Consider the following 23850-nt stretch of genomic DNA (forward strand, 5'->3'; position numbering starts at 1 on the left):
CTCTTTTGGAGCAGATCTTTGTCTTTGGGGCAGGACCCTAGCTGGCTTCTCCTCACCCGCAAAGCGGGGGAGAAAAAGTCAGAGCTCCCCGCCCAACACCCGCGCGAACAGCGCCGGATCGACGTTTCCGCCCGAACAGACGATGGCCGCCGTCTGGTCCTTCAGGTCGATCTTCCCCGTCAGAGCGGCGGCGAGGGCCACAGAGCCGCCCGGTTCGACCACCAGTTTTAGCACCGAGAAGGCGTAGCGCATGGCTTCGGCCACCTCGGCGTCGGTGACGGCGACGATACCCGACAGATTCTGGCGATTGATCGGCCAGGTCAGCTCGCCGGGGATCAGAGTCTGCAGCGCGTCGCAGATCGAGCGGGCGCCCGTTTCGATGGTCTCGCGCCGCCCGGAGGCCAGGGAGCGGCGGGTCTCGTCGAAGCCGACCGGCTCGGCGCCCCAGACCTCTGTCGCCGGCGACAGCGCCTTGACCGCCGTGGAAAGGCCGGCGACCAGCCCGCCGCCGCCGACGGGCGAGAGCACCCGGTCCAGCTCGAGCCCGAGCGCGCGAGCCTGTTCGACGATCTCCAGCCCCACCGTGCCCTGGCCGGCGATGATGTGCGGGTCATCATAGGACGGCACGACCACGCAGCCGCGCTCGGCGGCGATCTGGTCGGCGATGGCGACGCGGTCCTCGGTGAAACGGTCGTAGAAACGGATCTCGGCCCCGAAGCCGCGCGTGCCCTCGACCTTCACGCTGGGCGAGTCGGACGGCATGACGATCAGGGCCGGACAGCCGATGATCCGGGCCGCCAGGGCGACGCCCTGGGCGTGGTTGCCCGATGAGAAGGCCACCACCCCGCGCTGGCGCTCGTCGTCGCTTAGCCGCGACAGGCGGTTATAGGCGCCGCGGAATTTGAACGCCCCGGCCCGCTGCAGGGTCTCGGGCTTGATGAGCACTCGCCCGCCCAGGCGTTCGTTAAGCGCGGGGCTCTCGACTAGCGGCGTGCGCACCGCCAGGCCGACCAGGCGGGCGGCGGCGGATTCGATGTCGGAAAAGGCGATGGCGAGGGCGTCGGTCATGCACGAGGGTCTAACGCCGCCTCAGCGCGATCGAAACCCTTTGCGAGCCGCGCCGTTCAAGCCATAAGAGAAAAACACACGACTTTGCTGGGGAGCATTCCGTGAAGAAAGCCCTGTTCGCCATGGCAGCCTGCATCGCCATGGCCGTCGCCGGGCCCGCCCTGGCTGGTGAAGCCTTTGTCGGCGTCTACAAGCACGACGTGACGTTCCTGGGTGAGGCTGTCGGCCTGGGCGCCGCCGGGCGCGAGGACGGCGTCGATGTCCATCTTGGCTATCGCACCAACCGCATCGAGAGCCTGCGTTGGCTGGGCAAGCCGCAGGTTCACGCCTTCGTCTCGATCAACAGCGAGAACACCTCCAACTTCGTCGCCACCGGCTTCGACTGGCCGATCGAGCTGGGCGCGCCGGGCGGCTTCTATCTGCGGCCTGGTTTTGGCCTGGCCTATACCGACGGCGCGGCTGGCCTGCCGCCGGTCAACCAACCGGGCATCTCCCAGGCCGAGATCGATCGCCGCCTGGTGCTCTACAACACCCGCATCGACTTCGGCTCCAAGGTGCTGTTCGAGCCGGAACTGGCGCTGGGCTACCGGTTCAACGACCGGGTGTCGGCCGAACTGTCCTATACGCACCTGTCGAACGGCCAGATCTTCCACCAGGGCAAGAACCAAGGGCTTGACGACGTGGGTGTGCGGCTGGTTTACGCCTTCTGACGTGGCGGGGTTCGGTGATCCGGGCCCTACGGTCGCCCAGGCTTGGGCCGCCCACAATTGAATTCAACGTCCGCGGTCGAGTCCTGTCGAAGGGTCGCGTGACGTCACCGGGCAGGTGACAAGGCATATCTAGACCATGGCCAATGTGACCGTAGTCGGCGCCCAGTGGGGCGACGAGGGCAAGGGCAAGATCGTTGACTGGCTCAGCAACCGGGCCGACGTCGTCGTCCGCTTCCAGGGCGGCCACAACGCTGGCCATACCCTGGTGGTCGATGGCAAGGTCTACAAGCTGGCCCTGCTGCCCTCGGGCGTCGTGCAGGGCAAGCTCTCGGTCATCGGCAATGGCGTGGTGGTCGATCCCTGGCACCTGCTGAGCGAGATCGACAAGATCGCCGAGCAGGGCGTGGTGATCACCCCCGACCTGCTGGTCCTGGCCGACAACGCCTGCCTGATCCTGCCGCTGCACAAGGACCTGGACCAGGCCCGCGAGGCCGCCTCGACCCAGAAGATCGGCACCACCGGCCGCGGCATCGGCCCGGCCTATGAGGACAAGGTCGGCCGCCGCGCCATCCGCGTCGCCGACCTGGCCGATCCCGAAGCCCTGAAGCCGAAGATCGAGCGCCTGCTCGCCCACCACGGCGCCCTGCGTCGAGGCCTGGGCCTGCCCGAGGCCGATGGCGACGAACTGTTCGACGCCCTGCTGGCCGTCGCCCCGCGCGTGCTGGCCTACGCCCAGCCGGCTTGGCGCCTGCTGGACAAGGCCCACAAGGACGGCCGCCGGATCCTGTTCGAAGGCGCTCAAGGCGCCTTGCTCGACGTCGACCACGGCACCTATCCGTTCGTCACCTCGTCCAACACCGTGGCGGGCCAGGCCTCGGCCGGGTCGGGCATGGGGCCCTCGGCGACAGGCTATGTGCTGGGCATCGTGAAGGCCTACACCACCCGAGTCGGCGAAGGCCCGTTCGCCGCCGAACTTGACGACGAGGTGGGCAAGCACCTGTCGACCGTCGGCCGTGAGGTCGGCGTCAATACCGGCCGGGCCCGGCGCTGCGGCTGGTTCGACGCCGTTCTGGTGCGCCAGTCGGTGGCCATCAACGGCATCCATGGCGTGGCGCTGACGAAGCTCGACGTTCTGGACGGCCTGAAGACCCTGAAGATCTGCGTCGGCTACAGGATCGGCGACAAGGTCTTCGACTACCTGCCAGCTGGCATGCGCGACCAGAAGGCCGCCCAGCCGATCTACGAGGAGATGGACGGCTGGAGCGAAAGCACCGCCGGCGCTCGCTCGTTCAAGGACCTCAACGCCAACGCCGTCAAGTACGTGCGCCGGGTCGAGGAACTGATCGGCGCGCCCGTCGCCCTGCTGTCCACCAGCCCCGAGCGCGACGACACCATCCTGATGCGCGATCCCTTCCAAGGCTAGGCGCTACAAGGGGTTTCCACGGCACAGTTAGCGTTTGCTTAGCAGGCGATGGTTTATGACGGCGGCTCCTTAGGGAGTTCGCCGTCCGTGGCCGCAGCGCGTCGCCTGATGAAATCCGCCAACAAGACGGATCGCTTGACGCGCAGCCTGCGTGCGCTTGAGCGCACCGCGTCGACCAGCCGCGTGCTCAATCTGCTGGCCATAGACGCCCGGAGCGGACACCGGTCCGAACATGGCGAAGCGCCGATGTTCCGCAACCGGGTGCTCAACACGGCCCTGGTGATCAAGCACCGCCTGCGCACCGACGACATCTTCCTGTTCGACGAGATCAAGCCGACCGCCACCAAGATCATCATCCCGTTCGAACGCAGCGACCTGGGCCTGGGCGGCCAATCCTTCTTCGTCGGGCAACGCGGCTGGATCGACCTGCTGCGCGAGGCCTGTAACGAGCACAGCGACATGGCCCGTGACTTGGCCATGCTGCGGATGATCGACCAATTACCGTCGCTCGATCCGTTCCTGTTGCGCGAGCACCTGCGTCGCAACGGCTTGCTGGTGGCGCCCTGCTACTTCGCCCTGTCAGGCGGCGACATGGAGCAGATGCAAACCTTCGTCTCGGTGCAGATCTCGCAGCTGATCAACCTGGCCTTCCAGGAAGCTGGCCGCATCGTCCCGGGCGCCTACGCCGCGCGCCTGGTCGAGGCCTTGCTGTCCACCGACGTCGATGAACGCCTGGAGCCGCTGCGCGAGACCCTGGTCATGGACGGCGACAGTTTCAAGGAGGGCGTCTTCAGCTGGAAGGGCTTCCTTTACTACAAGTGGATGCTGTCCCGCCTTTGGCCGGAGCTGAACACCGTGGGCGGCGAAATCGCCCGGCTGACGGTGACCGGAAATCGGGACGCCGACACGGGTCGCTATATCGAGGACACCCGCACGCGTCTGCGGCATGGCATCGTTTCCGAGCGCAAGGCGATCATGCGCGCGCTCGACGTCTATGACCGCGCCTTCGAGGACCTGATCGACAACGGCAAGCCCAAGGCGTTCCGCGAGTTTCTGTTGCGCGCGCCGGACATGTTCCTGAGCCTGGGTGAAAAGGTCGGGGTCATCGCCCACATCGCCAGCTTCTGGCGCTATCGCTTCCCTCTTGGCCAGCCCTTGGTCTGTGACGTAAACGAAGCGGTTGATATTCTGCAAGACTTCGACTCCGGCCTCAGCACCAGTATCGGGTTCTGAAGCCGGTTCATTTGCCGAGCCGCCCGCCATAGACAATCGGTCGCGGAAACGCGGCATCAAGTGGTTTTTTACAGTCACCGTCATAATGTGGCGGCCGGTCATAGTGGGAGCGTCAGGGTCTCGTGTTCGACGGCAATATCCGCACATTGCAACGTGTCGCTTCGAAGATGCAGCGTGTGCTGGTCGTCGATCCGAACACCCCTGCCGTTCGCCTGCTCGCCGACCAACTGCGCCACGTGGGCAATATCCAGGTCTTCCACGCCACCTCGATCGAGGCTGGTTGGGCGATGACTCGCACCACCGACCCGCTGCTGATCTTCGTAGAGCACGCGTCCAGCGGCTGCGACGGTCAGGCCTTGGCCCGCAAGATTCGTCGCAGCGACCTGGCCTGCCGCGAAAACCCGATCATCATGTGCACGTCCGAAGCGACGGCCGAGGCGATCTTCGGGGCGCGCGACGCCGGCATCCACGAATTCATGCGCAAGCCGTTCACGATCAAGGATCTGGAGCGGCGACTCGAGGCGGTGACGCTGAAGCCCCGTGACTGGGTCGAGGCCGTGCAATATGTCGGACCCGATCGTCGGCGCTTCAACTCGGCCGAATACAAGGGGCCGCGCAAGCGCAAGGCCGATGCGGCCGGCACGCCGGCCTCACGTCTGTCCCAGGCCCTGCGGATCATCAAGTCGGCCGCCACGGCGCTGGACACCGATCCCAACCAGGCCCGCCGGGCCCTGGCCGCCCAAGCCGTCGAGCTGAAGAAGGTCGGGACGCTGGTCGGCGAGCCGCGCCTGATCGCCGCCGCCGAGGCGCTGGAGGCCTGCACCGCCGGCCCGACGGCCGAGACCCTGGGCCGCAAGGAACTGATCCAGCGCATCGACTCGCTGATGGGCTTCATGACCGAAGATGGCGGAGGCGGCCGCGCCGCCTAGCGATCTGGGCTAGAGCGCCTTTGGTTCAGATTGAATCGGCATCCAAATATTCCGTCTCCCCGGCGAAGGGCTGGGCCCAGGTGAAACCCACGAGAGGCTCTGGTTGAATCTCGGGCGCGGCCGGGAAGCGCCAGACACCGACGTCTTCCTCGGCCACATAGAGCTGGCCGGTGCGATCGTCGGCCACCCAGCCTTCGGACTGTGTGGCCTGGTTCCCAGGCCTGAACCGACCGCGACTCCGACGCAGCAAGCTCAACGACGAGCCGTGGCGCACCAGTGTCGGGGCAGAAAACCACCTCGGCGAGAACGAACGCTATGGCCGCTCGGTGCGGGCGGGCGTCCGTGGCCTTACCTGGCCAGCCAGCGCCGAAGGCCCGCATTGACCGCCTCGGGCGCCTCCATGGGCGTCATGTGCCCGGCGTTGGGGATGACCAGCAAATGCGAGCAGCCGATCGCATGGGCCATCTCGTGCTGGCCGCCCAGCGGGGTGATGGCGTCATGCTCGCCGCAGATGATGATCAGCGGGCAGCTCAGGGCCTTGAACGCGGCCTCCCCGTCCTCGCGCGGCATGGCGTTCTGGCGCAGGAACACCTCGCGGCCCAGCCGCTGGGTCATGGCGTGGATGCGGCCGGTCAGGATCTTGTCACCGAGGCGCGAAGCATCGACATAGCTTGCCATCAGCCGGTCGGCGATGCCGAGAAAGGCTCCGGCCCGGCCGGCGGCCGCGTTGACGGCGCGGCGCTGGGCGGCCCGTTCCGGCGTGTCGACGCGGATGGCGGTGTCGATCAGCGCCAGGCGCGTGATGCGCCGCGGCGCGATCCTGGCGATCTCCTGAGCGACATAGCCGCCCATCGAGAAGCCAGCCAGGGCGAAGGTCGGTTCGGCTTCGGCCAGAACCTGCCGCGCCAGTTCGCGAAGGCTCTCGCCCTGCGTCAGGTCAGCAACTTGGCACCGCGCCACGTCGGCCAGGCCACTGACCTGGCCGCGCCAGAGCTCGGCGTCATTCAGCAGGCCGGGCAGCAGGATCAGTTGAGGGCGAGGATCGGTCATTAAAAAACGCCCCGGACCTTGCGATCCGGGGCGCTCCAGTCTGTGCGGCCTAGGCGGTTAGGCTTCAACCATGTTCTTGGCGACAGCGCCTTGGCGCATCGACTTCTGAAGCTTCTCGAACGCCCGGACCTCAATCTGGCGGACCCGTTCGCGGCTGACGCCGTATTGGGTGGCCAGCTCTTCCAGGGTGGTCGGGTCGTCCTTCAGGCGCCGCTCGGTGAGGATGTGGCGCTCCCGGTCGGTGAGTTCGACCATGGCCTCCTCAAGCAGGCCCATCCGCATGGACTTTTCCTGATTCTCGGCCACGGTGGTCTCTTGCGAGACCTGGTTATCGTCGGCCAGCCAATCCTGCCACTCGCTCTCGCTGTCCGAACGCAGTGGGGCGTTGAGCGAGGCGTCGGGACCTGACAGGCGGCGGTTCATCGAAATGACCTCGCTGTCCAGCACGCCCAGCTTGGTGGCGATGTAGCTGACCTGTTCGGGGCGCAGGTCGCCGTCTTGGAAGGCGGCGATCTGGCTCTTGGCCTTGCGCAGGTTGAAGAACAGCTTCTTCTGAGCGGCGGTCGTGCCCATCTTCACCAGCGACCACGAGCGCAGGATATATTCCTGTATCGAGGCGCGGATCCACCACATGGCGTAGGTGGCCAGGCGGAAGCCCTTGTCGGGCTCGAACTTCTTGACGGCCTGCATCAGGCCGACATTGCCCTCGGAGATCACCTCGCCGATCGGCAGGCCGTAGCCGCGATAGCCCATGGCGATCTTGGCCACGAGGCGCAGGTGGCTGGTGACCATCTTGTGAGCGGCGGCGCTGTCCTGATGCTCTTTCCAACGCTGGGCGAGCATGAACTCCTCGTCCTTGGGCAGCATGGGGAATTTTCGGATTTCGGTGAGATAACGCGACAGGCCGCCGTCCGGCGACATCACCGATAGTGATCTTACGGCCATGGATACTATCCCCTTATTGTGCGGATCCGCCCGCGGAACGCGCGCCATCATCCCCTCCACGGAGGGTCAGATAGGAACGCGTTCCGGCGAAGGTAAGGTCCGATGACGCATTTGTAATGTCCGACACCCGGACTCGGGTATTGGCGCTTCTGGGGTGAGAATGAACGTTCATTCTCAAAATTTCAAGTGAGAAATCCTTGGAGCGCACTACGGAAAGCTCTCCCCGGACGCCGGATTGCCGACCAAGGCTTGCTAGCGCGCGACGTGCGCCGCTAATGGCCAGGCTTGATCATCGATGGAGACACCTGAATGACGCGGTTCATTATCCGGGCCCTGATCGCCGCCCTGGGCCTCTGGTTGGCGTCGGAAATCGTGCCCGGCATCGCCGTGCCGGGCGGGTGGACGACCCTGCTGATCGCCGCCCTGTTGCTGGGTGTCGTCAACGCCGTGGTGCGGCCGGTGATCTTCGTGCTGACCCTGCCCCTGACCGTGGTGACACTGGGGCTGTTCCTGTTGGTGGTGAACGCCGCGATGCTCGGCTTGGTCGGCTGGCTGCTGAAGGGTTTCGTCGTCGATGGCCTGTGGGCCGGGATCCTGGGCTCGGTCGTGATCGGCGTCGTCAGCTGGCTGGGCCACCTGCTGATCGGGGATGGACGCGAGCGGGCCTAAACCAGCGCGCTCGCCGCCAGGTCGCGCCAGCCCCGCGCTTCCTTGCGGACCGAGGGCGGGGAACATCGATGATTCCAAGCTCCACTGGAGGTCTTGTCGGGTCGCGAGCTTTCCGTCAATCCGCCGCGCGGGGGTCTAGTCGCCTTGGCGCGCGGCTTTCTTGGGGTCTGCCTTGGGCGCTGGCGCCAGGCGCATGACCTCGGCCTGGTAGCGCTCATCGTCGCCGGCCGCCGCGAAGGGCAGGGCGTCGGTGATGGCGTCCAGCATCGGATTCAGCCACTGGTGTTCGACCTTGTGGAAGTCGCCCAGCACATAGTGCATCACCGCGTCCTTGTGGCCGGGATGGCCCACGCCGATGCGGCCGCGGCGGAAGGTGTCGCCCACCTGGCTGGTGATCGAGCGGACGCCGTTATTGCCCGCCGCCCCGCCGCCAGCCTTCATCCGAAACCGGCCCGGCGCCATGTCGATCTCGTCGTGGAAGACGATCACATCGGTCGGGGCCAGCTTGAAGAACTTCATCGCCTCGCCCAAGGCGCGGCCACTCTCGTTGTAGAAGGTCTTGGGCTTGAGCAGCAGCAGCTTGACCGGGCCAGCTGGCGTGCCAACCTGACCCTCGCAGGCCAGTCCCTGGAAGCGCGAGCGCCACGGCGCCGTGCCCCATTTGCGGGCGATGGCGTCGATGGCCATGAACCCGACATTGTGCCGGTTCTTCTCGAATTTCGGTTCGGGATTGCCGAGACCGGCGAGGATCAGCATCGCGTAAGACCTAGACTGGACGTCGGAACGAAAAACGGGCGGGCCCTGAAAGCCCGCCCGTTCTCACGTATCAGATCGGAGACCCGACCAAAGCGGTTAGGCTTCGGTGGTGGTGTCGCCTTCGCCCGATTGCGACGCGGCCGAGGCCTTCAGGGTGGCGATCACGAAGTCGCGGTCCTGGGCGGGGCGCACGCCATCCGGCAGCTTGACTTCCGAGATGCGGATGGTGTCGCCGATGTCGTGGTCGGCCAGGTCGATGACCAGTTCTTCCGGAATCTGGTCGGCCGGGCAGGCCAGCTCGACGGTGTGGCGGATGATTTCCAGCGAGCCGCCCTTTTTCAGGCCGACCGAGGTTTCGTGGTTCTTGAAATGCACAGGCACTTGGATCTTGACCAGTTGGTGCTCGCTGACCCGGAACAGGTCGAAGTGCACCGGCTCGTCGGTGACCGGGTGGAACTGGATCGCCTTGGCGATGACCGACTGCTTCTCGTCGCCATATTGCAGGGTCACCAGGTGGCCCAGCAGCTTGCCGGTGTAGAGCGCCTTGCGGAATTCGTTCGACTTCACCGCGACGTTCACGGGTGCGGTCGTGCCGCCGTACAGGATGCCCGGAATCTTGCCGGCGCGGCGGGTTTCGCGCGAACCACCGGTGCCGGCGCGATCGCGAAGTTCGACGTTGAGAATGATGTCGGCCATGTCGTGTCTTTCTGGAGAGCCGGATGCTCTCGGAGGCAAAGCCGCCGCACAGAACTGAATTGTCCCGCCCGGTCGACGTTTTTGAGGTCGCGCTCAGTACACAAAACGGCGGCCCGTGGCAACGGCCCCAAGTCCTTATCCCTTGCGGGAGAAGGTGGCTTCGCGGAGCGAGGTCGGATGAGGGGTCTCTCAAACGCCAAATGAAAAAGGGCCGCACGGTCTTGACCGGTGCGACCCCTCATCCGTCGGCCTTCGGCCGCCATCTTCTCCCGCAACGGGAGGAGGGAAAACTAGCTCTTCTTCTTGGCCGTGGCAGCCTTCTTGGCGACGGGCTTTTTCTTGGTCACCGCCGGCTCGGGTTTGGGCGGGGGCGGCGGCTCATAAGGCATGGCCGCGCCCGAGGCCTTGATCATGCAGGCGCCGGTGTCGATCAAGATGTGCTGGCCCAGGCAGAAAACGTCCTCGTAATGGGGCTTGGCCACAGCCAGGCACTGGTAGAGGTTCAGCTTGGACATGTTCAGGCACATGGCGGTGGTGGGCTCGACCATGATCGCGTCGATGGTGGCCAGGTTGTTGTCACCGGCCGCGCCGAGCGCCGCCAGGGCGGCGATGGACATGCCGCGAATGACCAGCGGCGAATAGGGCGGCGGCGCGGCGCGCGGGGTGATGACCAGCGGAACGGCGCCGTTCGAGGCTTGCTGCAGCACGGCCACGTCGGCGCTGTCGGCCAGGCCCGGTGTCGCCGACATGCTCTTGGCGTAGGCCAGGCGACCGTCGCGGTCGAGCACCGGCAGGCTCGACCACTTGTCGTGCTGGACGGAGTAGGCCGCCTGCTTCACGGCCTTGCCGGCTTGGTAAACCTTCAAGCCGTCGTTGCCGAGGGTGTCGATGATCAGGCCGGCGGCGGTGTCGCTGCCCTTGAAGCCCACGGCGTAGGCGGGGTCCGCCACCAGTTGGTTGATGACGTTCTGGCGCTGGGCCGGATCGGCGGCGAAGACCCGCACCGAGGCCACAAAGGTCGGGTCCTGCAGGGCCAGGACAGCGGCATAGGCTGTGGCGCCCGACAGGAATCGCTTGGGCTCATAGGCGACAGCGACCTTCAGAGACGACTGGATCTGTTCGCCGTTGGCGAAGGCCGGGCTGATGGCTGCGGCGCGCTCCATGTAGCCGCGGAAGGCGCTGGCGCGTTCGACGACGCTGGCCGACAGGGTGATCGGCGGCGGCGCGGGCGGCGCCAGGACCACGGGTGGGGGCGGCGGCGGGCTGCTGCAACTGGCAAGGACCGTGGCGACGACCACGGCCATGGCCGTCAGGGCGGCGCGCGTACGCGTGGTGGAAAGCATCCCGAGAAAATCCCCAATGAGACAGAGCGCTCGCCCATACCATTGGCCAGCGGACGACATTGTGACAGTCGTCCCGTTAACCACGTCTTGACAAGCGTGGCCGTCGAAAACGCCTTGGAGCGATTAGTCGAAAAGCTTGGAGACGGACTCTTCGTTGGCGATCCGGCGGATGGCCTCGCCGATCAAAGGCGCGCACGAGACATAGCGGATCTTGGAGCAGGCCTTGACGGTGTCGGAAGCCTCGATCGAGTCGGTGACCACCAGTTCGGTCAAGACCGAATTGGCGACCCGCTCGGCGGCCGCGCCCGACAGCACCCCGTGGGTCACATAGGCGCTGACCGATGTGGCGCCCTGGGCGATCAGGGCGGCTGCGGCGTTGCACAGCGTGCCGGCCGAATCGACGATGTCGTCGAACAGGATGCAGCGACGGCCGGCGACGTCGCCGATGATGTTCATCACTTCGCTCTCGCCCGGCGCCGAGCGGCGTTTGTCGACGATGGCCAGGTCGGCGTCGTTCAAGCGCTTGGCCAGGGCCCGGGCCCGCACCACGCCGCCGACGTCGGGCGAGACGACCATCAGGTCGTCCTTGATCGTGTAGCGTTGGTGGATGTCGTCGGCGAGCAGCCGCGAGGGCAGCAGGTTGTCGGTCGGGATGTCGAAGAAGCCCTGGATCTGACCGGCGTGCAGATCCATGGTCAGCACCCGGTCGGCGCCCGAACGGGTGATCAGATTGGCCACCAGCTTGGCCGAGATTGGCGTGCGGCCGCCGGTCTTCCGATCCTGACGGGCATAGCCGAAGTACGGGAGCACCGCCGTGATCCGCTTGCCCGACGCCCGCTTCAAGGCGTCGATGCAGATCAGCAGCTCCATCAGGTTGTCGTTGGCGGGATAGCTGGTCGACTGGATGACGAAGACGTCCTCGCCCCGCACGTTCTCGTCGATGGTGACGAAGACCTCGAGGTCGGCGAACCGGCGCACCTGGGCGCGGGTCAGCGGCATGTCGAGATATTCCGCGATGGCCTGGGCCAGGGTGCGGTTCGAGTTGCCGGACAGCAGCTTCATGGTTTGGTCTCGGAGAGGGGCGTCGCCGTTGCCGGGGCTTCTAGCAGTCCCGGGCGATGGAACAAGCTTAACTCGCGATTGATCGGGGTTATTCGACTCGGTCACGCTTCGAGTGTGATCGCTGACAGAAGCCGTCCGTAGTCGGACTCCCCGTTCAGGAAGGCCCGGCGGTTGGAAAAGAACAGGTCCGGCTCGGCGCGGGTGTCGCGGTTAACCCACTCGCTCTGGCCGACTCCGGCTGTCTCCAGGCGATCGAGCACGAAGGCCGGCAGGTCGAACATCCGCTTGTCGTCCGCCCCGCCGGGTGAGAAGAATCGGCCCGAGCCGGGGCTGTCGGCCTCGAAACGGTGCAGGAACTCGAGGCCGACCTCGTAGGATTTGGGGCCGATGCAAGGGCCGACGGCCGCCACCATGCGGGCGGGTTCGCCGCCCAGCGTGACCATCCTGTCGACGGCCGCCTGGACGATCCCGTCCAGCGCTCCGCGCCAGCCAGCGTGGACGGCGGCGACGATGCGCGCCACGGGATCGACGATCAGCACCGGGGCGCAGTCGGCCGCCAGCGCGCCGCAGACCACGCCGGGGGTCTTGGTCACCACCGCGTCGCCCTCCGGACGCACATCGCCCCACGAGCCGTCGGCGACGATGGCGATGGTCGAGTGGATCTGGAAGCAGGTATTGAGATCTTCCGGCGCGGCCCCGAACCAGGCGGCGGCCCTGGCGCGGTTCTCGGCGACGTCCTCCGGCTCGTCCTCGCTGCCGCGCCCCACGTTGAGACTGGAGTAAAGGCCCGTCGAGACCCCGCCCTGCCGCGTGAAGAAGGCGTGCCGGACGCCGGCGACGGCGGCCAGCAGCGGGGACTGGACTGTGGGAAGGTCGTGCATGGATCAAGCGTCCTCGAAGAGGGGAGGGGCCAGGCCGGGCGCATGGATGCAGACGACCTTGAACAGCGCCCCCATCTGATCTGGTCCGGTGAGGCGATCAAGCTGTCTTGCGACCACGTCTGCCTGATAGGGCCGCGCCTGGGACAGCGCCTGGGCGCGCGCTTCGACGCCGAGGCCGCGCAGGAAGTCGCCCTGGGTCACGATCGCGCCGGTCCTGGCGCCGGCGTCGCGGGCGGCCTCCAGCACGGCGGGGAAGTCGACCCAGACGGTCAGGTCAGCCTGGCCGGGCTCGGCGAGCGGCGAGACCTTGGCGTGGGCCTTGAGCGCCTGGAGCGTGTCGCCAACCCCGGGCGCGTCGCGGCCGTAGTCGATCAGCAGGGCGGCGCCGCCATCTTGAGCGATGCGATGGCCCAGTTCAGAGCCCAGGGCGGCCTGGGCGGGCGAGGACTCGACGACGGCGCCGGCGGGATAGCCCCCTTCCCCCATGGGGGGAGGACCTAGGGCTTTCAGCCCGAACGCCAGCCCGCCCGCCTCATCCAGCCCCACCATCCGCTCGGCCCAGCCGCCGTCCGTGCGCACGAACTGCCGGGTCGGGAGGCAGTCCAGCACCTCGTTGGCGATCAGCAGGATCGGCGCGCCAGCCGGCACCGCCTCCAGCCGATCGGCCCAGCGTGGCGTCAAGGCCGCGCCCTCCAACCGCGACGCCTGCAACGTCCGCAAGGGCGGCGACACCTCGACCAGCCACAGGTCGGCGGCCTCGAGGAAGTCCGGCAGCAGCCTGGCGGCGCGCAGCACGTCGCTGATCAGCGCGCCGTCGCCGGGTCCCATCTCGACCAGACGCACCGGCGAAGGGCGCCCCATGCGGGTCCAGGTTTCCAGCAGCCACAGGCCGATCAACTCGCCGAACATCTGGCTGACGCCCGGCGCGGTTAGAAAGTCGCCCCCCGCCCCTAACGCCGGCCGGGTGGCGTAATAGCCTTCGCGCGGGTCGTGCAGGCAGCGGGTGAAATATTCGGCGACGCTGATCGGGCCGTCCTGGGCGATCTGCGCCCGCAGGCGATCAAGCAGGCTCATGGTCTTCCGCGAGCGGGGCGGGCACGGGCTCGCGCAGCGCGCGCCACAACAACCAGGCGCCGACCGCCAGCATCGGGATCGACAGCATCATCCCCATGGTCAGGCCGAACGGGAAATCGGGCATGCCGTGGTCGGGATTGCGCACCCCTTCCAGCGCGACGCGGAAGAGGCCGTAGCCGATCAGGAAGGTCGCCACCAACGCGCCCCGGCGTTGCAACCACTTCAGCTTGTAGACCGCGAAACCGAGGATCAGGAACAGCACCACGCCCTCCAGGCCCGCCTCGTAAAGCTGGCTTGGATGACGCGGATACGTGCCAGCAGGACAAATGTGATCGCTATTGGCCGCCTTGATCGTGGCATTACAAAAGATGACGCCGAACGGATGGTCGGTGATCCGGCCCCACAACTCGCCATTGATGAAATTGGCGCAGCGGCCGAAGAACAGGCCGATCGTGGCGACGGGCGCGACCAGGTCGCCCAGTTTCAGCATGTCGATCTTCTGCTGGCGCGCGAACAGCACGATCGCCACGCAGACGCCCACGAAGCCGCCGTGGAAAGACATGCCACCTTCCCAGATCTTGAACGCGTCCAATGGATGGGCGGCCAGGTTGGCGCGTTGGTCGCCATTCAGCAGCATGTAGAACAGGATGTAGCCGATGCGGCCGCCCAGGATGATGCCCAGGGTGATCCACAGCACCAGATCGTCGATCTGCACCGAGGTGGCGGTCGGCCGGTGACCGCCCCACAGCTTGGCGTCGCGCGCCAGCTTGATCGCGTACTGCCAGCCGAGAAGAATGCCAGCCACATAGGCCAGGGCGTACCAGCGGATGGCCAGCGGCCCCCATTGCAGCGCCCAAGGGCCGATGTGAACGATCGGGTCGATGTCGGGAAAGATCACGCCGAACGGCTCCTGGCGGACAGATGGTCGCACCCTTACCGCGTTCCCTCTTCGCTTTCATCCCTCGTTTCCCATATAAGCGCCGACGAGCCCGCCGCGCCCTGGAACTTCGATGCACAGCCAAAACCCCTTCCTCGATGAATTCGCCAAGCTGACCCAGGCCGCCATGGGCATCGCCCAGACCGCCGGCGAGGAAGCCAAGACCGCGATGCGCGCCCAGGCCGACCGTCTGGCCGCCGAGTTCGACCTGATCCGGCGCGACGATTTCGAGGCCCTGAAGGCCGAGGTCGCGGCGTTGCGCGCGGACGTCGCGGGCCTGAAGGCCAAGGCGGCGCTCGCCAAGACCGCCGCGCCAAAAAGCGACGATACGGCCCTCTAGGCGAGTTTCGTTTCCCTTTCGACGTGAAGGCGGTTGTGACGCCGCCCGCGAAGCAGCTTAGAGTCCCTTGAGTGGGTGATTTGAATGGGTCCCGCGACCCGTCTCTCCCCGGGGGCCAAAGGTTCTTATGGACACCCAACCCGACGACGACGACGTTCTGCTGGCGATGGACCCTCTCGAGGTCGTCGAACATGTGCTGGCCGCCGAGAACCTGACGTTCGACCGCACCGACGACGGCGACCTGGCCTTCGCCTTGACCGGCGACTGGAAGGACTACGAGCTGTGGTTCGCCTGGCGGCCCGAGGCCGACTGCCTGCAGCTGTGCCTGTCGCTCGACCTGCGCGCCGTCAAGGCCAAGCGCCCCGCCGCCTACGAGCTGTTGTCGATGATCAACCAGCGCGTCTGGCTGGGTCATTTTGAGGTCTGGACTGAGGACGGCGAGGTGGTGTTCCGCCATGCCCTGGCCCTCCCGGCCGGCGAGCGCCCGACCATGGCCCAGGCCGCCTCGATGATCGACGCCGCGGTCGAAGCCGCCGACCGCTTCTACCCGGCCTTCGACTTCCTGCTGCACAGCGCCAAGACTCCCGACGAGGCCATGGCCGCCTGCATGTTCGAGACGATGGGCCAGGCTTAGGATTCTCCTTCTCCCGCAAGGGAGAGAAGGAAGAGGTAGACGCCCCATGACCCCCATCCTCCTCCTCGGCGCCGGACGCATGGGCGGGGCCCTGATCGAGGGCTGGACCAAGGTCGGCGCATTCGCCGCCGCCGACCTGATCATCCGCGATCCCAACGCCGACCCCGCAGCGTTTCCGGGCGCGAGCGTCAATCCGCCGCTTGAGGCCCTGGCCACAGCCAAGACCGTGCTGCTGGCGGTCAAGCCGCAGATCTGGCGGGAGGCGGTGGTCGAGGTCGTCCCGCACCTCGCGCCAGACGCCATCATCGTCTCGATCGCCGCCGGGGTCGCCGCAGCCGACATTTCCAAGATTTTCGGGGGCCGCGCCGTGGCCCGGGTGATGCCGACCACCGCCGTCGCCATCGGCCTGGGCACGGCCAGCATCTTCGCCGACACGGTCGAGGCAAGGTCGCGCGCTCAAGCCCTGCTCGACCCAGTGGCGACGGTGGTCGATCTGGACGACGAAGACCTGATGCACGCCGCGACCGCCGTCTCGGGATCGGCCCCGGCCTATCTCTACGCCTTCATCGAGGCCTTGGAGGCGGCGGGCGCGGGTCTGGGGCTTGACCCCGCCGCCTCGGCGAAGCTGGCCCGGGCCACCATCGTCGGCGCCGCCGCCCTGCTGGGTCAAGGCGGCGAAGAGCCGGCCGAACTGCGCAAGCAGGTCACCTCGCCGGGCGGCACGACCGCCGCCGCCTTGGCCGTGCTGATGGGGAAGGGCGGCTTTGGGGACCTGCTGCCGACGGCGCTGGCGGCGGCCGTGGCGCGGTCAAAGGAACTGGGCGGCTAAACCTCTCCCAACGGGAGAGGGTTCTTGCTTCGCGCGCTCCGACCCGCCATTTGATCGTTCATGACCGCCGCCGAAGACATCCTCGATCGCGCCGCCGCCGCAGCCCTGTCCCTGGCCGCCGACCGGCCGTGGACGCAGATCAGCTTGCGCGACATCGCCGTGAAGGCCGAAGTCCCGTTCGCGGAGCTCTATGCCCGGGCCGATGGCAAGGCCGCCGTGCTAGCCCATTTGTCGACCCGCTTCGACCGCGCCGCGGTGGCCACGGCCTCGGCCCAGGTCGCCACGACCCACGACCGCCTGTTCGACGCCGCGATGGCGCGGATCGAGGCCATGGAGCCGCACCGCGCCGCCCTGATCGCCATCAGCCGGTCCGAGCGCCTCGTGGTTTCGGCCCTGCGCTTCCCCAAGACCGCCCGCGCCATCCTCGAAGCGGCCGGCGTCGACGCCACGCCCGCGCGGCTGACGGCGATGACGGCGGTCTGGGTCCGCGCCCTGCAGGTCTGGCGCGATGACGAAGGCGCGCTGAACCGCACGATGGCCGAGCTGGACAAGCGCCTGAAGCAGATGACCTCGGGCCTGGAAAAGGTCGGGGCGGGGGTCTAGGGCGCTCACCTCGACTCACCCACGAAAAAGCCCGCCGGGATCGCTCCCGGCGGGCTTCGTCGTTTAGACCTGAGACGAGCCTAGCCCTTGGTGGCGTTGGTCGGCAGCTTGCAGCCGCCGCCCACGCCCTTGGCCTGCAGGCAGGACATCAGTTCCTTGGGCTTGTCCGAACCGACCTTAAGCGGATAGGCGATAACCCAACCCGGCAGGCCGTCGGAGCAGGCGACCTCGACATAGCCGTCGGTCGCCGTCTGGCCGATGATCCGCGAACCGGAGACCGTGCAACTGCTCTTGCCCAGCGACTTCAAGTTGGCCGTCAGGCGCGGATAGACCGCGTCGGCCTTGGTGAAGCTGCAGCGGTAGCCGTTGATCTCAGAGGCTACGCAGTCATAGACGGTGTTGTTGGTCGTCGTGAAAATGCCAATGCCGCCGTCGGGACGGTTGGCGCACTTCATTTCAACGATCTCGGTGCGGGGATCGCTGCTGGGGAGCATGCCGTACTTCTCGACCTTGCAGTCGAAGCCGGCCTTGGCGGACAACTTGGTGTAGAGGCCGGCCTGCTCGGTCTGGGCCGCGAGGCTGTCGGTCAGGGTGCACCCGCCGCCAACGAAGCTGGCTTGGGCGCAGTCGATGGCCTTGACCAAGGCGCCGCCGACAGCAGCCTGCTGCAGCATGTAGCCCTTGCCGTCCTGGCAGGCGACTTCGAAATAGTTGTCGGTCTTGGTGCTGAGGACGTAGCGCTTGTCCTTGACCGCGCAATTCTTGCCCGAGGCGCCGGCCAGGGTGTCGACGGCGGCCAGCTGCGTGGCCTTGTCGGTCAGCTTGCAGCTGACATTGCCGCCTTCCTCGTACAGCAAGCAGCTGTTGGCGATGACCTCCTGATCGACATTGACCGGGTTCGCCGTCTGAAGAACGTATCCCGCGCCACCCTTACAGGCGACCTCGAAATAGGCGTTCTTGGCGGTGCCGCCGATGGCGCGGGCGTTCTGGATGTCGCAGGCGGCGCCAGCCTTTTGCAGGTAGGTCGTCAGGCCCGCCTTGGGGTTGGCGTTGCCCGGCAGGATACAGGCCAGGGCGCTGGGCTTGCCGTCGGCGGCCGGATTGGCGGTTTCCAGGCAGCTGTAGGCCGCCGGCTTCTCGTCCTTCTTGGCGAGGATGGCGAAGCCCAGGCCTTGTTGGCACGCGACTTCGTAATAGTCGGTGCTGGTCTTTTTGTCGTTGCCGATGAGGCGCGCATCCGAGACGGTGCACGAAACGCCGGCGGCCTGGATCAGGGCGGGCGTCGCCTTCATGCCCGCTTCGCGGGACTTGGCGTCAACGGCTGCCGGCTTTTCTTTTTCCTTCGCCGCGGAGAGCACGGTGACGGGAACGAGCGCGGCGAGCGCGAGGGCGGCCGTCAAGCCGATCGCGATGGGCCTCATGGGATAGGTCTCCTGGGGTAAATTCCTCGCGGCGGACTTAAGGCCCGCTTGCATCGAGGGTCAAGATGTCGTCCGACGGGGGCGCAATCATGACGGTGGCCCCGGGGCGGGGCGTGCCGTGGCCGGAGGACGCAGGATGCGCGACGGAATCGAAGAGGGGGTCGCCGAAGAGGCGGCCGAGCCGCGCCGGCCCCGGCTGGTCTACCCGTTCGAGCAGGCCCCAGAGACCGGAACAGGCCAGGCGGTCGAGGTCGCGCCTGGGGTTCTCTGGCTGCGCCAGCCGCTGGGCGGCTCGCTGGGCTTCATCAACGTCTGGGCGATTCGCGACGGCGCGGGCTGGGCGGTGGTCGATACCGGCCTGCAGACCAAGGAGACCTCCCAGGCCTGGCGGGCGGCGTTCGCCCAGGCCCTGGGTGGCGATCCGATCACCCGGGTGATCGTCACCCATCTTCACCCCGATCATGTCGGGTTGGCCGGCTGGATCGCCCGCAAGTTCGACGTGCGCCTGTGGATGACCCGGCTGGAATATTTCCAATGTCGGATGCTGGTGGCCGACACCGGCCGCGAGGCGCCTGTGGACGGGGTCCGATTCTTCCAAGCCGCGGGCTGGAACGAGGACGGGATCGAGACCTACAAGGCGCGGTTCGGCGGATTCGGCAAGGCGATCCACCAACTGCCCGACAGCTATCGGCGGATGGTCGATGGCGAGGTGTTCGCGATCGGCGATCACGACTGGCGGGTGGTGACGGGCCAGGGCCATTCGCCCGAACACGCCTGCCTGTGGTGCGAGGCGCTGGGCGTACTGATCTCCGGCGACCAAGTGCTGCCGAGGATATCGTCCAATGTCTCGGTGTTCCCCACCGAGCCCGACGCCGACCCGCTGACCGACTGGCTGACCTCGTTGGCCAAGGTCAAGGCGACGGTGCCGGACGACGTGCTGGTGTTGCCGGCTCACAACGACCCGTTCCGGGGCCTGCACGCCCGCATCGACCACCTGATCAACGGCCACGAACGAGGGCTGGGGCGTCTGCGGGGCAAACTTCAGGAGCCCAAGCGCGCGGTCGATGTGTTCGGCGCCCTGTTCGCCCGCCCGATCGGCCCGGACCTTCTGGGCATGGCGACGGGCGAAGCCCTAGCCCATCTGAACTGCCTGATCGGCCGGGGTCTGGCGGTTCGTGAGCCGGACGCGGACGGGGTTGCCTGGTATCGGGCCGTGGACTGAGCCGTCTTTTCATTCGGAGCTGTCGCCATCCGCATTGTTCTCGCCACCGCCGGGTCGCTCGGCGACCTGCATCCCTTCCTGGCGCTGGGCCGGGCCCTGCAAGTGGCCGGGTTCCAGGCCGAGGTCGCCACCTCGGCCGAATACCGCGCCAAGGTCGAGGCCGAAGGGCTGGTCTTCCACGAGGTGGGTCCCAGCCTGGAGCGCTTGGGCGCGGACCTCGGCATGGATCTTACCCAGCTCACCCACGCCATCGCCGCCTCGGACGCCTTTCTGTTCGAGAAGATCATGACGCCCTACCTGGAGAGCGCTACCAGGCAGTTGATCGCTGCGGCCCAGGGCGCTTGCGCCCTTGTCTGCGGAAGCTTCGCGGCCGGGGTGGCGGTGACCGCCGACTATCTGGGCATCCCTTTCGTCTCGGTGGCGCTGCAGCCGACCGTGGTGTTCTCGGCCTATGACCCGCCGCTGTTGCCCAAGGCGCCGTGGCTGGGACCGGCGACCGGCGGCCTTCGCTTGTGGCTCAATCGCGCGACGATCGCGATCGGCCGGGCGACGACCGATCACTGGACGCGGCCGGTCAATGGCTTGCGGCGGGCCTTGGGCTTGCCGCCGAGTCGGGACAACCTGTTGTTCGACGCCGGTCGTGGGGCGGCCCTCTCGCTGGGGCTCTATTCGCCTCTGCTGAGTCCGCGTCAGCCCGACGCGCCCGAAAATTTCGACGTGGTCGGATACGCCGCCTATGACAGCGACCTCGGCGGTCCGACGACCTTGCCGCCGGATCTGGAGACCTTCCTGGCGGCCGGACCCGCGCCGCTGGTCTTCACCCTTGGTAGCGCGGCGGTGAACATTCCGGGGGACTTCTACCGTGAGAGCATGAAGGTCGCACGGCGCATGGGGCGACGCGCCGTGCTGCTGGTCGGACCCGATGGCGATCCGTCCGTCGCCGACGGGGCGGAGGACGCCGTCGCCTTCGCCTACGCGCCCTATTCCCTGCTCTTTCCCCGCGCTGCCGCCATCGTGCATCAGGGCGGGGTCGGCACTATTCAGCAGGCGTTGCGCGCTGGCCGGCCGCAACTGGTCGTGCCGCATCTGGGCGACCAGTTCGACAATGGGGCGCGGATCGCGCGGTTGGGCGTTGGGGCGACCCTGGCGCGTGACGCCTACCGTTCCAAGGCGGCGGCGGCCCTGATCGACGGGCTTTTGGGCGACCCCGACCTGATCGCGAGGACCGTCCGTCTCGGCGAAATAGCGTCCCGAGAAGATGGCGCCGCTGAAGCCGCTAGCCGGGTCGCGGCGCTATGGGCCGCCCGCTCCGGCAGCGAACACGAAACAATCGTTTGATATTTCGTGCACGAACTATAATCTCCACGTCATGACCACGCCTCCCGACCGCCGCCTGGTGTTCCTGCTGAATGTCGCGCACCGCCGCGTGCAGCGCTATGTCGAGGCCAAGATGGCCGCCCAGGGGGGGCTGACGGCGGCCCAGTCCGGAGCGCTCTTTGTGCTCGGGCAGAAAGACGGCGCCCTGATCGGCGAGGCCGCCGAGGCCCTGGACCTTGCGCCCTCGGCCATGACCGGCCTGATCGACCGCATGGCGCGCGCCGAGCTGGTCGAGCGGCGGCCCGACCCCAAGGACGGCCGCGCCCTGCGCCTCTACCTGACCGCCAAGGGCCATGTGGCGCGCGCGGACGCCAAGGCCGGCGTCGAGGGGCTGAGCTCTCACCTCACCGAGGGCTTCACGGACGACGAGATCGCCGTGGTGTCCCGCTGGCTGGTCAGCCTGCAAACCAAGTTCCCCAAAGGAGATGCCGCATGACCGATCTGGTGAAGGTCGAGATCGACGCCGGCGTGATGACCCTCACCCTGGCCCGTCCGGACAAGAAGAACGCGCTGAGCAACGCCATGTACGGCGTGCTGGCCGACAGCTTGGAGCGCGCCGAGGCCGACCCGGCGATCCGGGTGGTGGTGTTCCAGGGCGACGGCGACAGCTTCAGCTCGGGCAACGACCTGAAGGACTTCACCGCCCAGGCCACCGGGACCTTCACCGGCGAGCGCCATGTGATGCGGTTCCTGAAGAACCTGGCCAAGGCCACCCGGCCACTGGTCGCCGCCGTCCAGGGCCAGGCGGTCGGCGTGGGCACGACCATGTTGCTGCATTGTGACCTGGTTTTCGTCAGCCCCGACGCCCGGCTGACCGTGCCGTTCGTCAACCTGGCCCTGGCGCCCGAAGCCGCCTCCAGCCTGCTGCTGCCGGCCCGCATCGGCCACGCTCGCGCCTTTGCCATGTTCGCCCTTGGCGAGGCGGTGGATGGCGCGACCGCCGTGGCCTGGGGCATCGCCAATGCCTGCGTGCCACTGGAGGATCTGCGGACCCGCGCCCGCACCGCCGCTGACCAACTGGCCAAGCGTCCGCTCGGCGCCCTGACCGTCACCAAGTCGCTGATGCGCGACGCCGAGGCGATCTCGGCCCTGATGGACAGGGAGGGCGAACTGTTTGCTCAGCGTCTGCAGACCGCCGAGGCCCGCGAGGCCTTCATGGCCTTCGCCGAGCGCCGCGCGCCGGACTTCAGCAAGGTTGGCTGAGGTGGCCCTGGCCCTGGTCCTGTCGACGGCGCTGCTGGCCTTGGCGGGAATCCACCTCTACTGGGGCTTGGGCGGTCGCTGGCCGGGCCATGACGAGGCTTCGATGGTCGAGCACGTGGTGGGCCGCACACGCGGCATGCGCTCGCCCGGCCTGCTGGCCTCCGTCGCTGTCGCCCTGGCCTTGGCGGCCGGCGGCGTGCTGGTCGCCGCGACCTTGACCTCGACCGTCTGGGACCCGCAGTTAGAGGCCGCGCGCTGGGTTATGTTTGTGGTCTTCGCCGGACGCGGTCTGGCGACCTATGTCCCGCCGGTCTTCCGCTATGCCGAGGGCACGCCGTTCGCGACGCTCAACCGCCGCGCCTATGGGCCGCTGTGCCTGGCGATCGCCTTGGGAATTCTTGTGTTGCAGCTGTAGCGTCCACTCCAATGACAAAAATCAAGGGAGCGAACATCATGGTCGACCGCATCAAATCGCCCTTCGGGGCCTTCACCGACGCCCGCGACGTCGTCGCCGGCCACGACCTGACCGGCAAGGTCGCCATCGTCACCGGCGGGGCCACCGGCATCGGCGTCGAGACGGCCAAGGCCTTGGCCGCGGCCGGCGCCGAGGTTGTGATCGCCGTCCGCAAGCCGGATCTGGCCGAGGCCGCCGTCGCCGAGATCAACGCCGTGGCCAAGGGCGCGCAAGCGTCGTGGTCGATGCTAGATCTCTCCAGCTTCAAGTCGATCCGCGCCTTCGTCGAGCGCTGGGGCGACCGGTCGTTGAACCTGCTGATCAACAACGCCGGCGTCATGGCCTGCCCGCTCGCCTATACCGAGGACGGGCTCGAGATGCAGATCGGCACCAACCACTTTGGCCACTTCCTGCTGTCGGTGCTGCTGGCTCCCAACCTGGTGGCCGGCGCCAAGGCCCCCTCTCAAGGAAATGGCGGCAAGACCTCGCGGCTGGTGTCCCTGTCGTCGATCGGCCACCGCCGTGCCCCGATGAATTTCGAGGATCCGCATTTCCGGTCTCACCCCTACGAGAAGTGGGAAAGCTACGGCCAGGCCAAGACGGCCAACGCCCTGTTCGCCGTGGGCTTCAATCAGCGCTTCAAGGATCAGGGCGTGTTCGCCAACGCCGTGATGCCTGGCGGCATCATGACCCCGCTGCAGCGCCATCTGCCGATCGAGGAGCAGCGGGCGATGGGCTGGATCGACGAAAACGGCAAGGTTCGCGACGGTTTCAAGACGCCCGCCCAAGGCGCGTCGACCAGTGTCTGGGCGGCGGTTGGCGACGAACTCGAGGGCGTCGGCGGGCTCTATCTCGAGGACTTGGCCCAGGCCAAGCCGTGGACGAAGGAGGCCGGCTGGTCTGGCGTCATGTCCTACGCCCTGGACCCGGAGCAGGCCGACAGGCTGTGGGCCCTGTCAGTGGAAACCACGGGGGCGGGATGACCGTCGCG

General features: G+C 67.2%; 27 protein-coding genes. 15 read left to right on the top strand and 12 right to left on the bottom strand.

Annotated elements, in window-relative coordinates:
• Positions 1-78: 78 nt before the first annotated feature.
• Complete coding sequence (locus tag ACP7AG_RS07610; protein ID WP_426030376.1) at positions 79-1068, bottom strand: threonine ammonia-lyase; 990 nt, start codon at positions 1066-1068, stop codon at positions 79-81.
• A 122-nt stretch (positions 1069-1190) separates the two neighbouring features.
• On the opposite strand from ACP7AG_RS07610, the gene ACP7AG_RS07615 reads away from it, so the two are divergent.
• From ACP7AG_RS07615 to ACP7AG_RS07630, 4 genes are all read left to right on the top strand, one after another.
• The gene (locus ACP7AG_RS07615) at positions 1191-1778 is read left to right on the top strand and encodes an acyloxyacyl hydrolase (RefSeq protein WP_426030413.1); all 588 of its coding nucleotides are present in this window, start codon (positions 1191-1193) and stop codon (positions 1776-1778) included.
• Between the two features lie 136 nt (positions 1779-1914).
• Positions 1915-3201, top strand: a complete 1287-nt coding sequence (locus ACP7AG_RS07620; RefSeq protein WP_426014306.1) for an adenylosuccinate synthase — start codon at positions 1915-1917, stop codon at positions 3199-3201.
• Between the two features lie 108 nt (positions 3202-3309).
• Positions 3310-4434 carry a hypothetical protein gene (locus ACP7AG_RS07625; RefSeq protein ID WP_426014730.1) on the top strand — a complete coding sequence of 375 codons (1125 nt, stop codon included), beginning with the start codon at positions 3310-3312 and terminating at the stop codon, positions 4432-4434.
• 122 nt (positions 4435-4556) lie between these two features.
• Complete coding sequence (locus tag ACP7AG_RS07630; protein ID WP_426014309.1) at positions 4557-5363, top strand: response regulator; 807 nt, start codon at positions 4557-4559, stop codon at positions 5361-5363.
• A gap of 25 nt (positions 5364-5388) precedes the next feature.
• On the opposite strand, the gene ACP7AG_RS07635 is transcribed toward ACP7AG_RS07630, so the two are convergent.
• The 3 genes from ACP7AG_RS07635 to rpoH all read right to left on the bottom strand — a co-directional run bounded on the left by ACP7AG_RS07635 (position 5389) and on the right by rpoH (position 7367).
• Positions 5389-5637 carry a phytase gene (locus ACP7AG_RS07635; RefSeq protein WP_426030377.1) on the bottom strand — a complete coding sequence of 83 codons (249 nt, stop codon included), beginning with the start codon at positions 5635-5637 and terminating at the stop codon, positions 5389-5391.
• A 74-nt stretch (positions 5638-5711) separates the two neighbouring features.
• A complete protein-coding gene (locus tag ACP7AG_RS07640; protein ID WP_426030378.1) occupies positions 5712-6413 on the bottom strand; it encodes an alpha/beta fold hydrolase in 702 nt (233 codons plus the stop codon).
• A 57-nt stretch (positions 6414-6470) separates the two neighbouring features.
• On the bottom strand, positions 6471-7367 hold the full coding sequence (gene rpoH / locus ACP7AG_RS07645) for an RNA polymerase sigma factor RpoH (RefSeq protein WP_426014731.1): 897 nt from the start codon (positions 7365-7367) through the stop codon (positions 6471-6473).
• Between the two features lie 300 nt (positions 7368-7667).
• Between rpoH and ACP7AG_RS07650 the strand changes: the two genes are divergently transcribed.
• Positions 7668-8027: a phage holin family protein gene (locus ACP7AG_RS07650; RefSeq protein ID WP_426014315.1), complete on the top strand. Its 360-nt coding sequence runs from the start codon at positions 7668-7670 to the stop codon at positions 8025-8027.
• 135 nt (positions 8028-8162) lie between these two features.
• Here the strand turns inward: ACP7AG_RS07650 and pth are convergent, their stop codons facing one another.
• The 7 genes from pth to lgt all read right to left on the bottom strand — a co-directional run bounded on the left by pth (position 8163) and on the right by lgt (position 14737).
• Positions 8163-8783, bottom strand: coding sequence for an aminoacyl-tRNA hydrolase (pth, locus tag ACP7AG_RS07655; protein ID WP_426030379.1), 621 nt, complete (start codon positions 8781-8783; stop codon positions 8163-8165).
• 96 nt (positions 8784-8879) lie between these two features.
• A complete protein-coding gene (locus ACP7AG_RS07660; RefSeq protein WP_426014318.1) occupies positions 8880-9479 on the bottom strand; it encodes a 50S ribosomal protein L25/general stress protein Ctc in 600 nt (199 codons plus the stop codon).
• A 290-nt stretch (positions 9480-9769) separates the two neighbouring features.
• Entirely contained in the window at positions 9770-10822 is a 1053-nt protein-coding gene (locus tag ACP7AG_RS07665; RefSeq protein ID WP_426014320.1) for a hypothetical protein, read from the bottom strand.
• Between the two features lie 123 nt (positions 10823-10945).
• On the bottom strand, positions 10946-11884 hold the full coding sequence (locus ACP7AG_RS07670; RefSeq protein ID WP_426014322.1) for a ribose-phosphate pyrophosphokinase: 939 nt from the start codon (positions 11882-11884) through the stop codon (positions 10946-10948).
• A 101-nt stretch (positions 11885-11985) separates the two neighbouring features.
• Entirely contained in the window at positions 11986-12765 is a 780-nt protein-coding gene (gene pgeF / locus ACP7AG_RS07675; protein WP_426014324.1) for a peptidoglycan editing factor PgeF, read from the bottom strand.
• A 3-nt stretch (positions 12766-12768) separates the two neighbouring features.
• The gene (locus ACP7AG_RS07680) at positions 12769-13839 is read right to left on the bottom strand and encodes a class I SAM-dependent methyltransferase (protein ID WP_426014326.1); all 1071 of its coding nucleotides are present in this window, start codon (positions 13837-13839) and stop codon (positions 12769-12771) included.
• The gene (lgt, locus tag ACP7AG_RS07685) at positions 13826-14737 is read right to left on the bottom strand and encodes a prolipoprotein diacylglyceryl transferase (RefSeq protein ID WP_426014327.1); all 912 of its coding nucleotides are present in this window, start codon (positions 14735-14737) and stop codon (positions 13826-13828) included. Before lgt ends, ACP7AG_RS07680 begins: the two co-directional genes overlap by 14 nt.
• A gap of 112 nt (positions 14738-14849) precedes the next feature.
• On the opposite strand from lgt, the gene ACP7AG_RS07690 reads away from it, so the two are divergent.
• The 4 genes from ACP7AG_RS07690 to ACP7AG_RS07705 all read left to right on the top strand — a co-directional run bounded on the left by ACP7AG_RS07690 (position 14850) and on the right by ACP7AG_RS07705 (position 17182).
• Entirely contained in the window at positions 14850-15116 is a 267-nt protein-coding gene (locus tag ACP7AG_RS07690) for an accessory factor UbiK family protein (protein WP_426014329.1), read from the top strand.
• Between the two features lie 127 nt (positions 15117-15243).
• Complete coding sequence (locus ACP7AG_RS07695) at positions 15244-15750, top strand: YbjN domain-containing protein (protein WP_426014332.1); 507 nt, start codon at positions 15244-15246, stop codon at positions 15748-15750.
• Between the two features lie 46 nt (positions 15751-15796).
• Positions 15797-16579 carry a pyrroline-5-carboxylate reductase gene (gene proC, locus ACP7AG_RS07700; protein WP_426030381.1) on the top strand — a complete coding sequence of 261 codons (783 nt, stop codon included), beginning with the start codon at positions 15797-15799 and terminating at the stop codon, positions 16577-16579.
• A gap of 60 nt (positions 16580-16639) precedes the next feature.
• On the top strand, positions 16640-17182 hold the full coding sequence (locus ACP7AG_RS07705; protein ID WP_426030382.1) for a TetR family transcriptional regulator: 543 nt from the start codon (positions 16640-16642) through the stop codon (positions 17180-17182).
• Positions 17183-17262: 80 nt separating this feature from the next.
• Here the strand turns inward: ACP7AG_RS07705 and ACP7AG_RS07710 are convergent, their stop codons facing one another.
• Positions 17263-18603 carry a hypothetical protein gene (locus ACP7AG_RS07710; protein ID WP_426030383.1) on the bottom strand — a complete coding sequence of 447 codons (1341 nt, stop codon included), beginning with the start codon at positions 18601-18603 and terminating at the stop codon, positions 17263-17265.
• 136 nt (positions 18604-18739) lie between these two features.
• Here ACP7AG_RS07710 and ACP7AG_RS07715 point away from each other — a divergent pair, with 136 nt between their 5' ends.
• The 6 genes from ACP7AG_RS07715 to ACP7AG_RS07740 are packed head-to-tail and all read left to right on the top strand — an operon-like array spanning position 18740 to position 23842.
• Positions 18740-19825 (top strand): MBL fold metallo-hydrolase, encoded by a 1086-nt coding sequence (locus ACP7AG_RS07715; RefSeq protein WP_426030384.1) that lies wholly within the window; start codon positions 18740-18742, stop codon positions 19823-19825.
• 33 nt (positions 19826-19858) lie between these two features.
• Positions 19859-21163 carry a glycosyltransferase gene (locus tag ACP7AG_RS07720; protein ID WP_426030414.1) on the top strand — a complete coding sequence of 435 codons (1305 nt, stop codon included), beginning with the start codon at positions 19859-19861 and terminating at the stop codon, positions 21161-21163.
• Between the two features lie 31 nt (positions 21164-21194).
• Entirely contained in the window at positions 21195-21638 is a 444-nt protein-coding gene (locus ACP7AG_RS07725) for a MarR family winged helix-turn-helix transcriptional regulator (RefSeq protein ID WP_426014342.1), read from the top strand.
• On the top strand, positions 21635-22405 hold the full coding sequence (locus ACP7AG_RS07730) for an enoyl-CoA hydratase (RefSeq protein WP_426030385.1): 771 nt from the start codon (positions 21635-21637) through the stop codon (positions 22403-22405). Before ACP7AG_RS07725 ends, ACP7AG_RS07730 begins: the two co-directional genes overlap by 4 nt.
• Before the next feature lies 1 nt (position 22406).
• Positions 22407-22820: a DUF3995 domain-containing protein gene (locus ACP7AG_RS07735; protein WP_426030415.1), complete on the top strand. Its 414-nt coding sequence runs from the start codon at positions 22407-22409 to the stop codon at positions 22818-22820.
• 38 nt (positions 22821-22858) lie between these two features.
• On the top strand, positions 22859-23842 hold the full coding sequence (locus tag ACP7AG_RS07740) for an SDR family NAD(P)-dependent oxidoreductase (protein ID WP_426030386.1): 984 nt from the start codon (positions 22859-22861) through the stop codon (positions 23840-23842).
• Positions 23843-23850: the final 8 nt, after the last annotated feature.

Origin of the sequence: Caulobacter sp. DWP3-1-3b2 (genome assembly GCF_049896325.1) — a bacterium.
In the GTDB taxonomy this organism is placed as follows: Bacteria; Pseudomonadota; Alphaproteobacteria; order Caulobacterales; family Caulobacteraceae; genus Caulobacter.

Bases quoted from the DNA above. Each gene is read 5' to 3' on its own strand.
- ACP7AG_RS07640 (WP_426030378.1), bottom strand. From the start codon at position 6,413: ATGACCGATCCTCGCCCTCAACTGATCCTGCTGCCCGGCCTGCTGAAT.
- ACP7AG_RS07690 (WP_426014329.1), top strand. From the start codon at position 14,850: ATGCACAGCCAAAACCCCTTCCTCGATGAATTCGCCAAGCTGACCCAG.
- ACP7AG_RS07620 (WP_426014306.1), top strand. From the start codon at position 1,915: ATGGCCAATGTGACCGTAGTCGGCGCCCAGTGGGGCGACGAGGGCAAG.
- ACP7AG_RS07710 (WP_426030383.1), bottom strand. From the start codon at position 18,603: ATGAGGCCCATCGCGATCGGCTTGACGGCCGCCCTCGCGCTCGCCGCG.
- ACP7AG_RS07740 (WP_426030386.1), top strand. From the start codon at position 22,859: ATGGTCGACCGCATCAAATCGCCCTTCGGGGCCTTCACCGACGCCCGC.
- ACP7AG_RS07705 (WP_426030382.1), top strand. From the start codon at position 16,640: ATGACCGCCGCCGAAGACATCCTCGATCGCGCCGCCGCCGCAGCCCTG.
- proC (WP_426030381.1), top strand. From the start codon at position 15,797: ATGACCCCCATCCTCCTCCTCGGCGCCGGACGCATGGGCGGGGCCCTG.
- ACP7AG_RS07665 (WP_426014320.1), bottom strand. From the start codon at position 10,822: ATGCTTTCCACCACGCGTACGCGCGCCGCCCTGACGGCCATGGCCGTG.
- ACP7AG_RS07650 (WP_426014315.1), top strand. From the start codon at position 7,668: ATGACGCGGTTCATTATCCGGGCCCTGATCGCCGCCCTGGGCCTCTGG.
- ACP7AG_RS07715 (WP_426030384.1), top strand. From the start codon at position 18,740: ATGCGCGACGGAATCGAAGAGGGGGTCGCCGAAGAGGCGGCCGAGCCG.
- ACP7AG_RS07725 (WP_426014342.1), top strand. From the start codon at position 21,195: ATGACCACGCCTCCCGACCGCCGCCTGGTGTTCCTGCTGAATGTCGCG.
- ACP7AG_RS07680 (WP_426014326.1), bottom strand. From the start codon at position 13,839: ATGAGCCTGCTTGATCGCCTGCGGGCGCAGATCGCCCAGGACGGCCCG.
- ACP7AG_RS07610 (WP_426030376.1), bottom strand. From the start codon at position 1,068: ATGACCGACGCCCTCGCCATCGCCTTTTCCGACATCGAATCCGCCGCC.
- ACP7AG_RS07730 (WP_426030385.1), top strand. From the start codon at position 21,635: ATGACCGATCTGGTGAAGGTCGAGATCGACGCCGGCGTGATGACCCTC.
- ACP7AG_RS07615 (WP_426030413.1), top strand. From the start codon at position 1,191: ATGGCAGCCTGCATCGCCATGGCCGTCGCCGGGCCCGCCCTGGCTGGT.
- pth (WP_426030379.1), bottom strand. From the start codon at position 8,783: ATGCTGATCCTCGCCGGTCTCGGCAATCCCGAACCGAAATTCGAGAAG.
- ACP7AG_RS07625 (WP_426014730.1), top strand. From the start codon at position 3,310: ATGAAATCCGCCAACAAGACGGATCGCTTGACGCGCAGCCTGCGTGCG.
- ACP7AG_RS07695 (WP_426014332.1), top strand. From the start codon at position 15,244: ATGGACACCCAACCCGACGACGACGACGTTCTGCTGGCGATGGACCCT.
- ACP7AG_RS07660 (WP_426014318.1), bottom strand. From the start codon at position 9,479: ATGGCCGACATCATTCTCAACGTCGAACTTCGCGATCGCGCCGGCACC.
- pgeF (WP_426014324.1), bottom strand. From the start codon at position 12,765: ATGCACGACCTTCCCACAGTCCAGTCCCCGCTGCTGGCCGCCGTCGCC.
- ACP7AG_RS07670 (WP_426014322.1), bottom strand. From the start codon at position 11,884: ATGAAGCTGCTGTCCGGCAACTCGAACCGCACCCTGGCCCAGGCCATC.